The organism is Ulvibacterium sp., assembly GCF_028285715.1.
In the GTDB taxonomy this organism is placed as follows: domain Bacteria; phylum Bacteroidota; class Bacteroidia; order Flavobacteriales; family Flavobacteriaceae; genus Ulvibacterium.
The window spans coordinates 1-17,865 of sequence record NZ_JANQOO010000023.1; the positions used below are offsets into that span (position 1 = coordinate 1).

At 45.9% G+C, this 17,865-nt stretch carries 15 protein-coding genes; 4 read left to right on the forward strand and 11 right to left on the reverse strand.

Annotated elements, in window-relative coordinates; all coding sequences use genetic code 11:
* Positions 1 to 178: 178 nt before the first annotated feature.
* Positions 179 to 742, reverse strand: a complete 564-nt coding sequence (locus tag Q0993_RS16255) for a hypothetical protein (RefSeq protein ID WP_299535005.1) — start codon at positions 740 to 742, stop codon at positions 179 to 181.
* Between the two features lie 351 nt (positions 743 to 1,093).
* Here Q0993_RS16255 and Q0993_RS16260 point away from each other — a divergent pair, with 351 nt between their 5' ends.
* Together Q0993_RS16260 and Q0993_RS16265 are read left to right on the forward strand one after the other, a co-directional pair.
* Positions 1,094 to 1,852, forward strand: coding sequence for a flavodoxin family protein (locus Q0993_RS16260; protein ID WP_299535008.1), 759 nt, complete (start codon positions 1,094 to 1,096; stop codon positions 1,850 to 1,852).
* A 74-nt stretch (positions 1,853 to 1,926) separates the two neighbouring features.
* Entirely contained in the window at positions 1,927 to 3,879 is a 1,953-nt protein-coding gene (locus Q0993_RS16265) for a thiamine pyrophosphate-binding protein (RefSeq protein ID WP_299535011.1), read from the forward strand.
* 24 nt (positions 3,880 to 3,903) lie between these two features.
* Here Q0993_RS16265 and Q0993_RS16270 read toward each other — a convergent pair whose 3' ends face one another.
* The 4 genes from Q0993_RS16270 to Q0993_RS16285 all read right to left on the reverse strand — a co-directional run bounded on the left by Q0993_RS16270 (position 3,904) and on the right by Q0993_RS16285 (position 9,098).
* On the reverse strand, positions 3,904 to 4,659 hold the full coding sequence (locus tag Q0993_RS16270) for a hypothetical protein (protein ID WP_299535014.1): 756 nt from the start codon (positions 4,657 to 4,659) through the stop codon (positions 3,904 to 3,906).
* Between the two features lie 94 nt (positions 4,660 to 4,753).
* The gene (locus Q0993_RS16275) at positions 4,754 to 5,737 is read right to left on the reverse strand and encodes a YpdA family putative bacillithiol disulfide reductase (RefSeq protein WP_299535017.1); all 984 of its coding nucleotides are present in this window, start codon (positions 5,735 to 5,737) and stop codon (positions 4,754 to 4,756) included.
* The gene (rpe, locus tag Q0993_RS16280) at positions 5,737 to 6,396 is read right to left on the reverse strand and encodes a ribulose-phosphate 3-epimerase (RefSeq protein ID WP_299535110.1); all 660 of its coding nucleotides are present in this window, start codon (positions 6,394 to 6,396) and stop codon (positions 5,737 to 5,739) included. The genes Q0993_RS16275 and rpe overlap by 1 nt, the downstream gene beginning before the upstream one ends.
* Positions 6,397 to 6,452: 56 nt before the next feature.
* Positions 6,453 to 9,098, reverse strand: coding sequence for a c-type cytochrome (locus Q0993_RS16285; RefSeq protein WP_299535020.1), 2,646 nt, complete (start codon positions 9,096 to 9,098; stop codon positions 6,453 to 6,455).
* Between the two features lie 112 nt (positions 9,099 to 9,210).
* On the opposite strand from Q0993_RS16285, the gene Q0993_RS16290 reads away from it, so the two are divergent.
* Positions 9,211 to 10,161: a sugar phosphate isomerase/epimerase gene (locus Q0993_RS16290; RefSeq protein WP_299535023.1), complete on the forward strand. Its 951-nt coding sequence runs from the start codon at positions 9,211 to 9,213 to the stop codon at positions 10,159 to 10,161.
* A gap of 105 nt (positions 10,162 to 10,266) precedes the next feature.
* On the opposite strand, the gene Q0993_RS16295 is transcribed toward Q0993_RS16290, so the two are convergent.
* The 4 genes from Q0993_RS16295 to rpsO all read right to left on the reverse strand — a co-directional run bounded on the left by Q0993_RS16295 (position 10,267) and on the right by rpsO (position 14,744).
* On the reverse strand, positions 10,267 to 10,782 hold the full coding sequence (locus Q0993_RS16295; protein ID WP_299535026.1) for a GNAT family N-acetyltransferase: 516 nt from the start codon (positions 10,780 to 10,782) through the stop codon (positions 10,267 to 10,269).
* A gap of 229 nt (positions 10,783 to 11,011) precedes the next feature.
* On the reverse strand, positions 11,012 to 11,875 hold the full coding sequence (locus tag Q0993_RS16300) for a sigma-70 family RNA polymerase sigma factor (protein WP_120713364.1): 864 nt from the start codon (positions 11,873 to 11,875) through the stop codon (positions 11,012 to 11,014).
* Positions 11,876 to 12,050: 175 nt separating this feature from the next.
* Complete coding sequence (locus tag Q0993_RS16305; RefSeq protein ID WP_299535032.1) at positions 12,051 to 14,270, reverse strand: polyribonucleotide nucleotidyltransferase; 2,220 nt, start codon at positions 14,268 to 14,270, stop codon at positions 12,051 to 12,053.
* Positions 14,271 to 14,474: 204 nt separating this feature from the next.
* The gene (gene rpsO / locus Q0993_RS16310; RefSeq protein WP_299535034.1) at positions 14,475 to 14,744 is read right to left on the reverse strand and encodes a 30S ribosomal protein S15; all 270 of its coding nucleotides are present in this window, start codon (positions 14,742 to 14,744) and stop codon (positions 14,475 to 14,477) included.
* 179 nt (positions 14,745 to 14,923) lie between these two features.
* Here rpsO and Q0993_RS16315 point away from each other — a divergent pair, with 179 nt between their 5' ends.
* A complete protein-coding gene (locus Q0993_RS16315) occupies positions 14,924 to 15,793 on the forward strand; it encodes a hypothetical protein (protein WP_299535036.1) in 870 nt (289 codons plus the stop codon).
* A gap of 52 nt (positions 15,794 to 15,845) precedes the next feature.
* Here Q0993_RS16315 and accD read toward each other — a convergent pair whose 3' ends face one another.
* Positions 15,846 to 16,706 carry an acetyl-CoA carboxylase, carboxyltransferase subunit beta gene (gene accD / locus Q0993_RS16320; RefSeq protein ID WP_299535111.1) on the reverse strand — a complete coding sequence of 287 codons (861 nt, stop codon included), beginning with the start codon at positions 16,704 to 16,706 and terminating at the stop codon, positions 15,846 to 15,848.
* Between the two features lie 38 nt (positions 16,707 to 16,744).
* Complete coding sequence (gene fbaA, locus Q0993_RS16325; RefSeq protein WP_299535038.1) at positions 16,745 to 17,812, reverse strand: class II fructose-bisphosphate aldolase; 1,068 nt, start codon at positions 17,810 to 17,812, stop codon at positions 16,745 to 16,747.
* Between the last annotated feature and the right edge of the window lie 53 nt (positions 17,813 to 17,865).

Sequence of the window (17,865 nt, forward strand, 5' to 3'; positions counted from 1 at the left end):
GTCTGTTTTAGTCTGTCCATCGCAGTTTATCAGGACAAGTAATAGAATTAAATAACTGAAAATAGTTTTTCTCATTTTGTTTTTTGTATTGTTTACAACGTTTTGGCTATGAGCAGTAGTGTCCCGAAGGGCGCTATTGCTTATAGGTTTTGTTGTAGGTAGTTTTTCTTCCTTTTAATTACGCAGGTTCTGTTTTAAGAATTCCATCCCATGTAGTGTTTGACAGAGCGTGAAGTTCGTACCACCTTTTAAAAAAATGATCAATATTCTTTAAGTCGTGTTGAATGTTTTCACTAAGTGATGTAATTGCTTGATTCGATCCACTGTCTGTAATGCTTTTTCTTAGCTTATGTGCTGATTTCCAATTCTCGATATCAAACAAAGAAATTCCTTTTCTATCATCAACGTGAATTCGCATTTCCGACAAACTACAAGGTGGGAGTCTAAACTTAATCCCATCTATGTCCTTGAGGTCGTTCAGGTTTTTAACTGTCGGTGTTAATTGGAATGCGTTCAACCAGACTTTTATCCATCTGTCACCCTTCACTACGTCAATCCGAACCCTTTCAACGACCGAATTTTCACGTAGTCGACACAATTCATAGAAATACCCTAGACTAGGGTGCCAGCCAAAATCTGCTTCTGAGTAAGGCGATTTTTCGAAGCCATTTTGATAAAGAGCAGGAATTCCAGTTTCCAGAACAATCTCCTTTCGAATTCTCATTATCTCTTTGTCAGTCATCTTTGCGGTGAACTATTTTGTTTCTCTGTTCTAATTACCTACAACAATTGTATATAGATCATGATCTATATATATTTTATGTGCGGAACTAAGATAAGAGATCTTCTAGGGTATCCAGGGAAGTTTCCTGTATAGAGGCATGAATTTCCATTGCCTTTGAAAAATTACCGGCCAAGGCAACAGAACGTAAAACATACCTCTATTGCTCTTTTTTTCATACATTACCGTAATGAACCTTATGGGGGGTCGACCCAAGAATGGAGCATAAGGGGACAGCTTTTAAGAAGAAATCCATGCCGCTAAATGGCACGGGATTTCCTGTACTCCACCTAACCTAATACATATAACACAATGACAGAACAACTCAATGAAATCACTCAAAAACACTGCGTAAATCCGCCCGCCAAATATGATGATCTCAGTGTCCTATTTCTAAACTGTACGCTCAACCGGACCCCGGTGCTTTCCCATACCGAGGGATTGATCCAAGTGGCCCAACGTATCTTTGAGGCCAATGGGGTGGCTACTAAGGTAATTCGACCCGTAGACTATGTAATCCCGGCCGGATTGGGTCTGGATATGGCCCAGACCCCGGAATGGGACCGGGACGATTGGCCTCAGATTCAACAGGAAATTGATGCCTGTGATATTTTGATCATTTGTACCTCCGTATGGCTGGGCGAAAAATCCTCGGTATGCAATCGTACCCTGGAACGGATGTACGGCTATACCCATCAATTCAATGCCAAGGGACAGTATCGGGATTACGGCAAGGTGGGCGCTACCCTGATTACTGGAAATGAGGACGGCGTAAAGCACTGCGCCATGAATATCCTTTTCTCCCTGTCCCATATCGGATATACAGTCCCTCCTCAGGCGGATGCCGGCTGGATGGGCGAGGCCGGGCCCGGACCCTCGTATAGGGATGCAGGTTCCGGTGGTCCCGAGAACGATTTTACAAACCGGAATACTACCTTTTTGGTCTGGAATTGCTTGCATCTGGCCCGAATGTTAAAGGATAATGGCGGCGTACCCGCCTATGGCAATCTCCCCGATGAATGGGATGCCGGCTGTAAAGCCGGATTCGATAGTCCGGAACATAAAAGATAGTGCAAAAACGCCTCGTGATTCCTTGGCCAAATCGTTATATTGGGTAGTGGAAAAACAACTAAATTTTTAACATAGTGGGAAAAGAGAATACAGTCTGGCACAAGGTATTGGATAACAAGCGCGATTTGCCCGAGGGGCGCGTTAAAACGGTTACCGCAGCCCATAAAGGCATATGCCTTACCCATTTTGAGGGGAAGTTTTCGGCATTGGACAACAAATGTCCGCATCAAGGAGGTCCCTTGGGTGAAGGATCCATCGAAAATGGTTTGTTGCGCTGTCCCTGGCATGGGTGGGATTTTCATCCGTGTACCGGGCTGCCCCCGGGAGGTTATGATGACGGGGTGGAGACTTTTGCGGTAAAGGAAGAAGACGGTGCCATCTATGTAGGCCTGGAAGCGGAGGCACCGCATGAGACTACGGTGTCCGACCTTATGGTAGAAACCATGATCAATTGGGGAGTAACCACCGTTTTTGGAATGGTGGGTCATTCCAATTTGGGTTTTGCCGATGCCATGAAACGCCAGGAACAGAAGGGGAATCTCAATTTTTATGGTATCCGCCATGAGGGGGCCGGGGCCTTTGCAGCCTCGGCCTATGGTAAACTTACCGGACAACCGGCCGCTTGTTTTTCCATTGCGGGCCCCGGAGCTACCAATATGTATACAGGTATGTGGGACGCCAAGGTAGATCGTGCCCCCTTATTGGCCTTGACCGGCCAAGTGGCCACGCAAGTGGTGGGGACGGGAAATTTTCAGGAAGTGGATCTGGTACAGGCTTTTGGTAGCGTAGCGGAGTTCAACCATAGGGTACAAAGCGATAGCCGACATGGCGAACTGATGTCCTTGGCGGTTAAGCATGCCCTTCTAAAACGCGACGTTTCCCATTTGACCTTTCCCGATGAGGTACAGGAAAGAAGGGCAAAGCCCAATGCAAGAGCCAAAACCCCAGAGAAACGGATGACCTCCCTGGAAATAGCCCCGCCAATATCAGCAGTGGAGGAGGCTGTTGCGTTGATCAAGAAATCCAAACGTCCGGTAATCATTATGGGCCATGGGGCCCGGGCGCATAAAAAGCGTGTGGTACAATTTGCGGAACGTCTTAATGCGGCCGTGGTCACCACCTTTAAAGGGAAAGGATTAATACCCGATAACCATCCCTTGGGTGGTGGAGTATTGGGCCGCAGTGGAACGCCTATCGCCTCCTGGTTTATGAACGAGTCCGATCTGTTGATTGTCTTTGGAGCCTCATTTTCCAACCATACCGGGATTACCCCCAAAAAGCCGATCATTCAGGTGGATTTCGATCCCTTGGCCCTAAGCAAGTTCCATAAGGTAGAGGTGGCCGTTTGGGGCGAGATATCCCGGACCCTGGAAATATTTGAAGGCGAACTAAAAGGAGAAGTCAATACGGTTGACCAACGGAATGAAATTGCGGAGCGTTGGAAGATTTGGAAAGCAGAGAAGACAAAACGGCTTCAGGAGACCTCTGAGAAGGGGATTAGCTCCATTGCCATTTTTGATGCGATGAACAAATTAACCCCGGAGAATGCGGTCATGTGCGTTGACGTAGGCAATAATGCCTATTCCTTTGGCCGATATTTCGAATCCAAGAACCATGATTTCCTGATGTCCGGTTACCTGGGCTCCATAGGCTTCGCCCTGCCAGCTTCCATTGGTGCATGGACGGCCGTTGGTGATACCAGACCCGTGGTCGCAGTGGCCGGCGATGGGGGACTCTGTCAATATTTGGCTGAAATCACCACTTTGGTCAAGTATAAAATGCCCGTAAAACTCATTGTGCTGAACAACCATGAGTTGGGCAAGATTTCCAAGGAACAGCGCGCAGGCGAGTTCGATGTTTGGAAGACCTCCCTTTCCAACCCCAATTTTGCGGACTTTGCCCTGTCCTGTGGGGCATGGGGAAAACGTATCACCGATCAGGAAAAACTGGAAGGAGCGATGCAAGAACTGTTCAATGAGCCGGGCCCGGGACTCCTGGAGATTATCACGGATGTCGACTTAATATAGACTCTGGAACCAACCAGGGTTATATCATCTTTTATAGGCTCTGAGGGCTTCCTCGAAAAATTGGACGGCACTTTTGGAGTCCGCATTCGAAACCGGGAGCAGGGCTCCCTTTAAATTCTTCGGGTCCCATGTCCCATGGGTCAACGTATTAAAATCAGAAACATCCAGAGCCTCATTTCCGAGATAACCACTGATGTAAAAATAGTGTTCATCGCAAAGGGAATCGGGGATTGCCAAACCCAAACCTACGGATTTTCCCGACCCATCATTCAAAGGGGAAAAGGCACCCGTATCAAAATGATGCGGCCAAATACAAATATCCGATGTCAAGTTCTTCCGCTCCAAAAAGGATCGTAAAACCACATGCCCCAGCTTTCGTAAATTCAGCAATTCTTGTAGCTGCAAAGGGTCGGCAAGCTCAAATTTGAAATCCCCCAAAGCCGAATAGGGCAGTTCATAGTGTAATTCATAAACGTACCGTTGGGTCAAGGGACTTAAGGTGACCATGGCATTGATCCAGGCAACCACCTCATTATGCGATTTTCCGTCTAAGGGAAAGGAATGGGTCACATTGGATTCCCATTTTAAACTAAAGTCGGAATAGTCGAAAACCAATTTTTGTCCAGAGGGATGTAACGGCAGCGTTTCCAGGGTTTCGGTTTCCGGCATAAATCCAATATTGGTATGGCTGTCATCCGCCTTCGGAGGCAAAAAAGTTTTTCCGGCCATCGCTAGGTATTGGGCGGCCAAATGGACCTGTCCCAGCATGGGATTATTCATGATCAACAAGGATTAGATTATTAGAACGCAAAATCCACCTCCTGTAATTCGAAGGCGAAAGGAACGATTTCCAAATTCTTGGTCGCTTAAAGATCTAAACGTTTACGTTTTGGGCCGTTTTTTTCAGGATGGAACCAATAATGATGGGCGCATGGATCCTGGAATTTTCTATAAACCATTTATGGGTCTCCATACCCCCGCAGATAACGCCTGCGAGGTACAGTCCGTCTATATTGGTTTCCATGGTTTCGGGGTCGTAACTGGGAAGTCGTTTTTCGTCATCGGACAGCTGAATGCCGAGCTTTTCCAGAAATTCAAAATTGGGCATATAGCCCGTCAGGGCCAGTACAAAATCGTTCTCAATACGTAGAGTGCCTTCGGGGGTATCCACGATTACCGTATCCTCCAAAATTTCCTTGGCATTGGAATTGAAATAGGCTTGTATACTGCCTTCATTGATGCGATTGATAACGTCTGGCCGTACCCAATACTTTACCCTTTGCCCGATTTCGGGCTCGCGTACAATCATGGTTACATCGGCTCCCTTACGGTAGCATTCCAGGGCGGCATCCACCGCAGAATTGCTGGCACCGATGACAATCAGCTTTTGACTGGCGTAAAAATGGGGATCCTTGTAATAATGGGAGACTTTAGGCAGATCCTCTCCTGGAATACCGATGCGGTTGGGAATGTCGTAAAACCCGGTCGCCACAATGACATTTTTTGAGGTATACTGCTCTTTTTCCGTAGTAATGGTAAATAGGCCATCGCCCCTTTTTACATCGGTCACCTTTTCGAAAAGATGGATGTTCAATTGGTTCGAGGTCACGATTCTCCGGTAGTATTCCAAGGCTTCGTTCCGTTTGGGCTTGGCCTCCTTACTGATAAAAGGAATATTGTCGATTTCCAGTAAATCGGAGGAGGAAAAAAACTGCATGTTAATGGGATAGTTAAAAAGCGAATTGACGATGGGGCCTTTTTCAATGATAAGATAGGAAAGCCCATTCTTTTTGGCCTCCAGCCCACAAGCGATCCCAATGGGACCTCCGCCCACAATAATAACATCGTATATTTTCATTATCCTGCAATTTCCTTAAGTTCCCGTATAGTAGAGCCAGGATCTTCGCTTTTAAAGACAAAACTTCCTGCGACAAGTACGTCCACACCGGCTTCCGTCAATGCTTTTGCATTTTCGGTAGAGACGCCGCCGTCAACTTCGATCAAGGTATGGGCCCTACGGTCTTGGATCAACGCCTTTAGGTCCCGTATCTTGGCGTAGCTACGTTCAATAAAGGATTGTCCTCCAAATCCTGGATTTACGCTCATAATCAGTACCAGGTCAATATCGTTGATGGTATCTTCCAGCACATTGATATTGGTATGGGGGTTCAAGGCTACCCCGGCCTGCATACCTGCCGCTTTGATTTCCTGCAATGTTCTGTGCAAATGGGTACAGGCCTCATAATGGACGGTCAGTACCGAAGCGCCCAAATCCGCAAAGGTCTTGATATACCTGTCGGGATCTACGATCATTAAATGAACGTCCAAGGGTTTGGTGGCATATTCCGCTATGGCCTTTACCACCGGCATTCCATAGGAAATATTGGGTACAAAGACACCGTCCATGATGTCAATATGGTGCCAGTCCGCCACACTTTGGTTTACCAATTCCACATCGTGTTGTAGGTTGCCGAAATCGGCTGCCAGGAGGGAAGGGGCTATTTTGGTTTTATGTATGCCCATAAACTAAAACAATATCCATGCAAAGGTAGAGAAATGTAAACGTTCTTGTATTACTCCATTGCCTTTCCATCAAAAATCTCGTGGTTCTCGTCTCCTCCTGATTTCAAATAGGCGAACAGATCTAGCACCTCTTGTTCGTTCAACCGGTTCAAAAGCCCGGGAGGCATCGGGGAGATGGGGGAGAGTTCCCGCTTTTCTACCTCATTTGCGGCCAGTTCCACGGTATAGCTCTCATTGAACGGGTTGGGCATTAGGGTAATGGTCGTATCGTCCTCCGCCTTAATGCGTCCCGCGATTTTCTTCCCATCCTGCATATGGAAAAGGGTGTTGGCATATTGGTCCGAGATTTCGTCATGAGGACTGTAAATGGCGAAAAGCAAATCGTAGTCGCTAAACTTGGTGTGGGCCTGGGTCAGGTCCGGTCCGGCAGCACCACCTTCGCCACGCATACGATGGCACAATACACACATGGCTGCTTGGTAGGCACGCTCACCGTCCGCAAAAGTGCCGCTATAATTTTGCATGCCACCTCCCCACAGGATATGGCTCATGTCACGTCCGGAATACTCCCGTCCCGGACCGATGGGTTGTGGTAGGTCGGCCACTGCGGTCGAAGGTGAATATACTCCGGATATTTCCTGAAAATGTTCCCTTTTGTCCTCGGGGACATTGGCCATGGCCTGTAGCCGTACATTTTCCATATAGGCTTTAAAGCTCATCCCGCCTTTGGCGCCCAATACATCATAGAACCAAAGAAAGTATCTTTCGCGCAAATCATTGGTCCAACCCTCTGTGGCATGACTCAAAAGAAGACCGTAATAGATGGACTCGCTAGGAGGCATTTTGGCGATAACTTCCCGGATTAGCGGACCATATTGCTCACTACGCTGTGTAGCCTCCTCTGAAAGCAGTTCCACGCCTTCCGTTACCGTCTTTTCCTTGGTATGCCTTTCCAACAACTTTACGATATTTTCCGTGGCCCCGTCCGCTTTTAGATAGAGCACTAGTTGCGCCAGCTCCCTATTTACGACATTGTTGGCATGTGGAAAATAAGAGTTCAATTTTTTGGCCGTGGCTCTTCTATGTCGCTCATCAGGTTCGCCCATTCGGATAAATACGAGCGCATAGCTGCGAAGTAATGCAATCTGCTGCTGTTCCGTAAGTTGCTCCAATCGTAATTGATTTAATTTATCCAGTATTCGCCCCTGGAGGCTTTTGTCCCCTTGCCGAGCCAATGCAATACCAGCTTCTAGAATTTTGGTCACGTCCTTTTCGTTAAAAAAGCGGTTTTGCCATTGGTCCACCGCAAGATGTTCCAAAACCATTCTGGAGGCGTAGCGTATAAATCGGTCTTCATGCCCTAAATTGTCCCAAGCTAGGGGGATGGCCTCTTCGGATTCTTCGGTATGGTATTTCTCAATATTTTGGCGTAGCTCCCGAAGCGCTTTTGCCTCTAGATTCGTTTCCGCTTCTTTGGTGCCTAAATCTTCCCCGGTATAGCGCAAACGGTACAAATGGGAATTCAATCCCCGGCCTCCGGTGGCAAAATACAGATGGCCATCGGAACCGGCTATCATATCCGTAAGGGGTAGGGGCGTACCGGAAAGGAATTCCTCCCGGACTCCGGTATAGCTGCTACCTTTTGGTTTTAGGTCAATAAAATAGACCGTGCCAAAACTCCAATCCATTATAAGAAGTCCATTCTTGTATCTGGCCGGAAAGTTGAGTTTGGCCCCGGAAAGGACAGCCGTCGGGGAGCCTTGCTCCAAATTGTGTACGGCCGGTAGGTTATCCGGATAGTATTCCGGCCACTTGCCGGAACCGGTCCGCCAACCGTATTCACTACCACTGGTCACGTGGTTGATTCTAGTGGGCCGGTACCAAGGCATCCCTATGTCCCATTCCATATCGGCATCGTAGGTAAACAGCTCACCATCTTCGTTAAAGGCAATATCGAACGGGTTTCGATATCCCGCCGAAATGACTTCCCAGTCCGTACCTTCGGGATTTAATTTAGCGATCCAACCGCCGGGGGCCTTGATATCATTGGCATGGCCCCGAGCATCGAGATAGGGAGGGAAAAGATTGTCCTCATCCCAATTTGCGGGAAGCCGGCTCTTCTCCAAAAGGGATTCTGGAATTAAGGTATGGTTTCCTGCAATAAAATAGATGTCCTTTCCGTCGGGACTGGGCACAAAACTGTGGGGCCCATGTTCTCCCTGTCCATCCAGCTTCAACAGCATCTCCAGTCTATCCAATTCACCGTCGTTATCGGTATCCGTTAAACGATACACTCCGCTACCGTTTTCCTCCTCGTCCGGAACCTCATCATCCCATTTCTTGTTTACCGATACGTACAGGCTGTTATGGGCCCACAATAGTCCATGGGCCTCCCCAATTTTGAGATTTACACTATCCACTTGCGAAGCAGAAATAACATTACCCTCCTTGGGAGCCTGAAAGAAATAGATTTTTCCTCTTTGGTCACAGGCGTACACCCGTTCGTTGGGGCCTTGGGCCAACGCCACCCATGACCCTTGGCCATGGATACTGGGTCTATAGAGATCTTCAAGGACAAAGTTATCCGGTAGGTTGAATTCAATTTCTTTTTCGGGGGTCACTGATGTTTCTTGGGTACAGGAAAGCATAAGGCAGCCTGTAAGGAATATATAGGCTACCGTGATGTTTTTGGTCATTTTATAGAGCTTTTATCGGGTTCCGTATAAAAATAGTGAATTGCCATGGGATTCCAAGCTGTATGGAAATGGTTATATTTGGGATTAACCACTTCAAACAACTTTTAGAGATATGGATCGACGTAAATTTATCAACGGAGCTGCAATGTTGGGTGCGGGTTCCGTAATTACCGGTTTTTCCCCCTCGGATTTGACCGCTACTTCAAAACCCAAAAAAATTAGGCATAATCCTATAGGGGTGTCCACCTATTCCTTTTGGCAATTCAATGGTCCCAAGGAAAATGTGCCTATGGAGCTTTGTATCGAAAAAGCGGCGGCCATGGGTTTTGATGGCATTGAATTGTTGTTGGTGCAAATGAACTCCGAGGATAATGGATATCTTCAAAAACTGAAGAAACAAGCTTTTCATGCCGGTTTGGATCTTATGGGATTTTCTACACACCAGGGCTATCTAAGTCCGGAAAAAAGATATCGCGAGCAAAACATTTCAAAGACCCTGCATCAAATAGAACTGGCCTACAAATTAGGTATCCCTACCATGCGTTTGAACACGGGGCGTTGGGGAACCTCAAAGTCATTCGATGATTTAATGGCCAATAAGGGAATAGAGCCAACATTGGAGGGATATACGGATGAAGATGGCTTTAAATGGGTCATTGATGCCATTGAGAAATGCGTACCCACGGCCGAACGTTGCGGGGTGGTTCTGGGATTGGAGAACCACTGGGGCCTTGGACGTACTGCTGAAGGTGTAAAACGCATTGTTGATGCCATCAATAGTCCTTGGCTTCAGGTAACGCTAGACACCGGGAATTTTTTGGAGAATAGGGAAGCGCAGATGGAACTATTGGCGCCCCAGACCTATTTGGTACAGGCCAAAACCTATTACGGGGGCGGGAAATGGTACTCCTTGGACATCGATTACCCAAAAATTGGGGAGATGATGCGCAGGCATAACTATAAAGGATATATCTCGCTCGAATTTGAGGGCAATGAATCCCCGGAAACCGCTGTTCCCAAAGGCTTGGAGCTGTTGCGTGAGTCCTTTTGGTACGAGTTATAATGAGGGATAACGGCTACCATTAACGGATGAACTTAGTTTTCTTTTTAAGGACGATATAGTTTAGCTGTCAGGATTCCTAGTCACAGGTTCCGTGCTATGCTTATTCTAATGGGTAGGTGGTACTTTATACAAACGATATTCGCTTACATCCAATTTTTTCTGGTTACCCATTTCATAGTGATCGGAAAGTTTTAATTTAAGCTTGGATATAAGGTGAATACTCTTTTGATTTCTCTTATCAACGGGGTACTTTATAAATTCGACATCTAAATTGGATATTCCCCATGGAAGCATATGGCTAACTACTTTTTTCCCGATACCTTTTCCTTGCTGCTGACGTTTGATCCAAAGGCCAAAATGAGGTTGTTTAGTCGGAATTCCGTGTATCCCGCAGCAACCGGCAAACACACCCTCGTTTAAGATTACCCAGACCAAGTCCGTTTTATTTTCCACTTGTTCTATGGAATATTCTATAAATGCCATGGTTTCCGCTATTTTTTTGGGGGGTTCATCAATGGGCAGGAACTGGATTACCTCCTTGTCAAAACCTTCATAGATATCTTTGGCATAGTCCATATGGATAGGGACCAACTCTGTTTTCGTATCTATCTTAACGATCATTTTAAACGTTTTAAGTGTGATTATTTACGTAACAAAGGATAGACAGGGCATAATATTTTGGTTAAACGTTACAATTTACCATAAATGAAAAAACTCCGGTAATCAGCCGGAGTTTATTCATCAATCAAAAAACGAACAGTCATGATAAACTGTTGTTAACCTTAAAATTACAATATATATGCCACAAATCCAATTTGTGGAATATTTAACATGCTATTTTATAAAATAATTAACCTAGATAGGTCTTTAGAATTTTGCTTCTAGAGGTGTGCTTTAACCTTCGTATCGCCTTTTCCTTAATCTGACGAACCCGCTCCCTGGTAAGATCAAAGGTTTCCCCAATTTCTTCCAAGGTCATAGAATGCTGTCCAGCCAAGCCAAAATAGAGACGGATAACGTCAGCCTCCCTTGGGGTCAATGTTTCCAAGGCACGCTCAATTTCGGTGCGCAAGGATTCATGCAACAAATCCTTGTCCGGATTGGGTGACTCCCCACTACGAAGTACATCATAAAGATTGGAATCCTCGCCATCGATCAAAGGGGCATCCATGGACACGTGCCGCCCTGAATTTTTAAGGGATTGCTTTACGTCTTCAACGGTCATATCCAATTCCTTGGCAATTTCTTCTGCGGAAGGAACACGTTCATGTGCCTGCTCCAAAAAAGCGAAGGTCTTGTTGATCTTGTTGATGGAACCAATTTTGTTCAAGGGCAACCGAACAATACGGGACTGCTCCGCCAGTGCCTGTAGAATGGATTGTCTGATCCACCATACGGCATATGATATAAATTTGAATCCCCGTGTTTCGTCAAAACGTTGGGCCGCTTTGATCAATCCTAAATTACCCTCATTGATAAGGTCGGGTAGGGTAAGACCCTGATTTTGATATTGCTTGGCAACGGAAACTACGAATCGAAGGTTGGCCTTTGTGAGTTTTTCAAGAGCGATCTGGTCGCCTGCCTTGATGCGTTGGGCCAATTCCACTTCCTCATCCGCGGTGATAAGGTCTACCTTGCCAATTTCCTGTAAATACTTGTCCAAAGACGCGGTTTCCCTATTGGTAACCTGTTTTGTAATCTTTAGTTGTCTCATCTACAATTTTCCTTTCTAATTAAGTTCATTGCGCCTAAGCTGCATATACTTATACGTAAAAAAGATAGAAATGTTACAATTGGGTCAAAAAAACTTAATTTTTTGGTTAATCGAGCCTTGGACAAAAAAAGCCCTAACCAAGTGGCTAGGGCTTTGGGCAAGACTTATGAATTAACTAATTCCGCCGTGGTTTCCGATCCCGATTATCCCGGCGTCGGTCATCCCTTCCGCGATTACGGTCATTGTTCCGTGGAGGTCTTTCTACAAATCCTTCCGGTTTTGGAAGCAACACTTTACGGGAGACCTTTTCTTTTTTGGTCCTAGGGTCGATACCCATGTATTTTACATCGAACACATCGCCCATATTCACTACATCGGAAACATTTTCGGTACGTTTCCAATCCAGTTCCGAAACATGAAGCAATACTTCATTGCCCGGGGCGTCGTTATATTCCACTACAGCACCAAAATCGAGCATTTTAATGACTTTAACTTCATAAACGCTGCCGACTTCCGGCTTGAACATCAAGGCATCTATTTTCGCCATAACGGCGTCGATACCTTCTTGATCGGTACCCAAAATTTCTACTATACCTTCTCCAGTCACCGGATCTTCATTGATGACAATGGTAGTTTTGGTCTCTTTTTGCAACTCTTGGATGACCTTTCCACCAGGACCGATCAAGGCACCAATGAATTCGTTGGGTATAACAGTAGTAACCATTTTTGGGGCATGTGGCTTAACGTCCGGTCTTGGATCGGCAATGGTATCCACCAACTTCTCTAAAATGTGCAAACGGCCATCCCTGGCTTGTTTTAAGGCCTTTACCAAGATTTCATAGGAGAGGCCTTTTACCTTAATGTCCATTTGACAGGCGGTAATACCATCCGCGGTTCCCGTCACCTTAAAATCCATATCGCCCAAATGGTCTTCATCTCCCAAAATATCGGAAAGTACCGCGTATTTTCCGCTATCGGCATCGGAAATCAATCCCATGGCAATTCCGGAGACTGGTTTTGTTAGTTGTACCCCGGCATCCATTAAGGCCATAGTTCCCGAACAAACGGTAGCCATGGAGGAGGAACCATTACTTTCCAACACCTCGGAAACCACACGAACGGTATAAGGACAATCTTCCGGCACCATACCCTTTAGCGCACGTTGGGCCAGGTTACCATGGCCTACTTCCCTACGGGAAGTACCACGTATGGGTCTGGCTTCCCCAGTTGAAAATGGTGGAAAGTTGTAGTGCAGATAAAAGGTTTCCTCCCCCTCGTAAGACGGCATATCTATTTGATTGGCTTCCCTGGAGGTTCCCAAAGTTACCGTTGCCAAGGCTTGGGTTTCGCCACGGGTAAAGATGGCCGAGCCATGGGTAGAGGGCAAATAATCGACCTCGCACCAAATCGGCCGGATTTCATCGGTTTTTCTACCGTCCAATCGCAAGCCCTCATTGAGGGTAAGGTCTCGGACGGCTTCCTTCTCGGCCTTGTAAAAGTATTTGGAAATAAGATCACCGTTTTCTTCCAATTCCTCTTCGGTGAAATTCGCCAATACTTCCTCTTTTATGGCGTCAAAGGCAGCACTGCGTTCCTGTTTGGCAGAGCCGGCTTTGGCTATAGCATATACCTTATCATAGGTTAGGCCGTGTATTTTTTGGTCTAGTTCCTCGTCTTCCTGTGCACCCTCGTACTCCCGAACTTCCTTTTTGCCGAAGGCTTCGGCCAATCGCAATTGGGCATCACATTGTACCTTAATCGCTTCATGGGCAAATTTGATGGCCTCGGTCATGTCCTCCTCGGAGATTTCCTTCATTTCACCTTCCACCATCATTACGGAATCGGCGGAGGCCCCAATGACCATATCAATATCGCTTTCTTCCAATTGCGCCCGGGTAGGATTAATGATAAACTCTCCGTTAATACGACCTACACGACATTCGGAAATAGCACATTCAAATGGGAAATCGGAGAGTTGAATGGCCGCAGATGCTGCCAATCCGGCCATGGCATCGGGCATAACGTTCTCGTCATGGGACATGAGCTGAATCATGACCTGGGTCTCTGAATGGTAATCCTTTGGGAAAAGTGGGCGAAGTACCCTATCTACCAATCGCATGGTCAAAACCTCCCCATCACTGGGCCTGGCCTCTCTTTTAAAAAACCCTCCAGGATAACGGCCAGAAGCCGCAAATTTTTCCCGATAATCAACCGTTAAGGGTAAAAAATCGACATCACTTGGTTTGTAATTGGAAACTACAGTACACAATAGCATACATTTTCCGGATTGGACAACAACGGACCCATGGGCCTGCTTTGCCAATTTTCCGGTTTCGATAGAGATTTCCCTACCGTCGCCGAGGTCAATGACCTCTCTAAAAGTCTTTGGAATCATACATTTGATTTAATCCACCTGTGGCGGACTTGTTAAACAATGGTCTACCGTCTTACCGGACGGCCAGGGTTGTGTTGTTGTTGTGTTGACCAATGAAAAACTGTGTGCAGCTTTTTTAACCCCGAGATTGCCAGGGTCCTTTTAATACAAAATAGTGCCAGGCTCGCCTGACCATAGAAAAGGGGAGCGTTGCTCCCCGTATTTTTATTTCCTAATTTTCAAATCTTTAATCAGCTCACGATATTTTACGATATCCTTTTTCTTAAGATAGTCCAAAAGGCTCCTTCGTTTCCCTACCAAACGCACCAAAGATCTTTCGGTATTAAAGTCTTTGTGATTCTTTTTGAGATGTTGTGTAAGGTGGTTGATGCGATGCGTAAACAAAGCTATCTGCCCTTCTGTAGAGCCCGTATTCGTGTCTTTTCCACCGTATTTTTTGAAAATATCGGCTTTAATTTCCTTGGTTAAATACATTCCAATATTATATTAAATGATTTTTATGTATTTGATTGATTTTCAATCAGTGCGCAAAGATAGAAATATTTTTAGATTACGGGACCGTTTTGAACGATCTCTGTGAATTTTTTTGAGCTTGATTAAACCTTTTGGGATGTTCCCCAGTCCTAGGAGGGTAATGTTAAAAAAATGTTAGTATGAAAAGTCTCAAAAAAATGAACTTTACAGGGCTACTTCCGATGACCTTTGGGATGGCAATTATGTTATTTTTTTCCTGTAACAAAGAAGAATCGCCAAATAGGGATGGCGAGCAAAGCTTGGATGTTGTGGCATTGACCGCCAGTGACGAAGCCGAACTTATTTCGGAGGAAGTCATTACAGTGGCCGAAGATGTATATGCCACGGATGAAATCAGTACCATCTCCAAAGCGTCTTATCGCTCGGATTACCTTCCGGATTGTGTGACCATTACTACCGTGGTCACGGATACCACTAGGGAAAAGACCATAGATTTTGGTTTGGGATGCGAATTGCCCAATGGAAATGTCCTTAGCGGAATTATTTTTATCTCCTATGAAAAGGACATGGAAGTGACCACAAAGACCATTACGCTCTCTTTAGTGGATTTTACGTTCAATGAGGTTACCGTGGAAGGTGGTGCAACAATAGAAAGGACTCGTTCCAACGAAAATGGCAACCCACAGGCAGATGCTACAGGAGCGTTCAGTGGCACATGGCCGGATGGAAGCACCTCCAATTTTACCGGTAACCGTACCCGGGAATGGATAGAAGGCTATGGGAGTGGATTCTGGGGCGATAATGTGTTTTTGATTACGGGGAAAAGGACTTATACGGGACCGTTGGGCAATGTTTTCATCAAGGAGACCATTACACCCCTGCGAAGGGAATGGTCCTGCCGTTTTATTGTCAGTGGTATTTTGGAAATTTCCAGGAACGATCTTACCGCCAGTTTGGATTTTGGAGATGGGGAATGTGATGCCAAAGGCGTCTTGACATACCCCGATGGTAGTACCGAAGAGATTTTCCTTCGACGCTTTAGAAATTGATGGACTTCTGATTGATTTGGTTGAAAGGTCCCGGCTATTTGGTCGGGGCTTTTTATTTTCTGACCGGGTTGTTCTGGATTAGGTCCAGGTAAAGATTTATTTTCTTTTTCAAATCCCTCCTATGTGCAATGAAATCCAAAAAACCGTGCTCTTGAACAAACTCTGCTGTCTGGAATCCCGGTGGAAGCTCCTTGCCGGTGGCCTCCTTTACTACCCTGGGCCCCGCGAAGCCGATCAAGGCCCCAGGTTCGGAGATGTTGATATCCCCAAGCATTGCATAGGAAGCTGTGGTACCGCCGGTGGTGGGATCGGTACATAGGGAAATGTATGGTATGCCCGCTTCTGCCAATTGGGCCAATTTGGCCGATGTCTTCGCCAATTGCATTAAGGACAGCGCAGCTTCCATCATTCTGGCACCTCCCGATTTGGATATCATAAGAAAGGGAACGTTCTTTTTAATGGCATGGTCAATGGCCCTGGCTATCTTTTCCCCAACTACACTTCCCATGGAGCCGCCTATAAAACTGAAATCCATACAGGCCACGACCAAGTCTTTACCCATGGATTTGCCTTCCGCGGTCCTAACGGCATCCTTTAGGCCGGTTTTCTTTTGTGCCGCTTTCAGTCGGTCGGAATATTTTTTGGTATCCTCAAACTTCAAAGGGTCTTTTGAGGAAAGTTTTGGATCTAATTCGCTGAACTCGTTATCATCAAAAAGAATTTCAAAATATTCCTTGCTTCCTATCCTTACATGATAATCGTCTTCCGGGCTTACATAAAAATTCTTGGCCAACTCCTCGGATTCCACAATTTTCCCTGTGGGCGATTTGTACCACAATCCCCTTGGGGTATCCTTCTTCTGCTCCGTAGCGGTCTGTATTCCCTTTTCCTTTCTTTTGAACCAAGCCGTCATATTTTCCATATTAGATAGCGGTGATTTGCGGAATTACACTATAAAGTGTTAACGTTATTTAGATCTTCAAAGGCTTTCTTTAGGCGTTCCACAAAAGTTTTTTCACCTTCCCTGAGCCATACACGGGGATCATAAAACTTTTTATTGGGTTCATCCGGACCATCCGGATTGCCAATTTGGGATTGAAGATAGTCTTTTTTGCCTTGTACGTAATCCCGTACCCCGGTTAGGAAAGCATATTGCAAATCGGTGTCGATATTCATTTTTATGACACCGTATCCAATGGCTTCCCGAATCTCGGCTACGGTAGAGCCCGAGCCACCGTGAAAAACAAAATCAATATGGTTGTGTTCCACCCCGTACTTTTCCGTAACGTATTCTTGGGAATTCTTCAAGATCTTTGGTGTAAGCTTTACATTTCCAGGCTTATATACTCCGTGGACATTGCCAAAAGCAGCGGCTATGGTAAACCTATGACTTATTTTGGAGAGTTCCTCATAGGCATAGGCCACTTCCTCGGGTTGGGTATAAAGTTTGGAATCATCTACATCCGAATTATCCACGCCATCTTCCTCACCTCCGGTAATGCCCAACTCTATTTCCAAGGTCATGTTCATCTTACTCATTCGGGCCAGATATTCCTTGCAGATTGCAATGTTCTCTTCGATAGGTTCCTCGGAGAGATCGATCATATGTGAACTAAAAAGGGATTTTCCGGTTTCTGCAAAATGTTTTTCGCTGGCATCGAGAAGGCCATCGATCCAAGGCAACAATTTTTTTGCACAGTGGTCCGTATGTAGAATAACCGTTGCCCCATAGGCTTCTGCCAATTGATGAATATGTTTTGCCCCGGCAACTCCCCCCAAGATGGCGGACTGTTGCCCATCGTTGGATAAGCCCTTTCCGGCATTGAATTGGGCACCTCCGTTCGAAAATTGAATGATTACGGGGGAATTTAAGCTGGCAGCCGTTTCCAGTACACTATTTATGGTATTTGAGCCGATGACATTTACCGCAGGCAGGGCAAATCCCTTCTCTTTGGCATAATTGAATATTTCCTGGACTTCGTCTCCGGTGGCAACCCCGGGCTTAATGTTGTGGGCCATAATTTTTTGGTCTGTTAGTTTAGTTATGAATGGGACAAAAGTAATAAAATAAA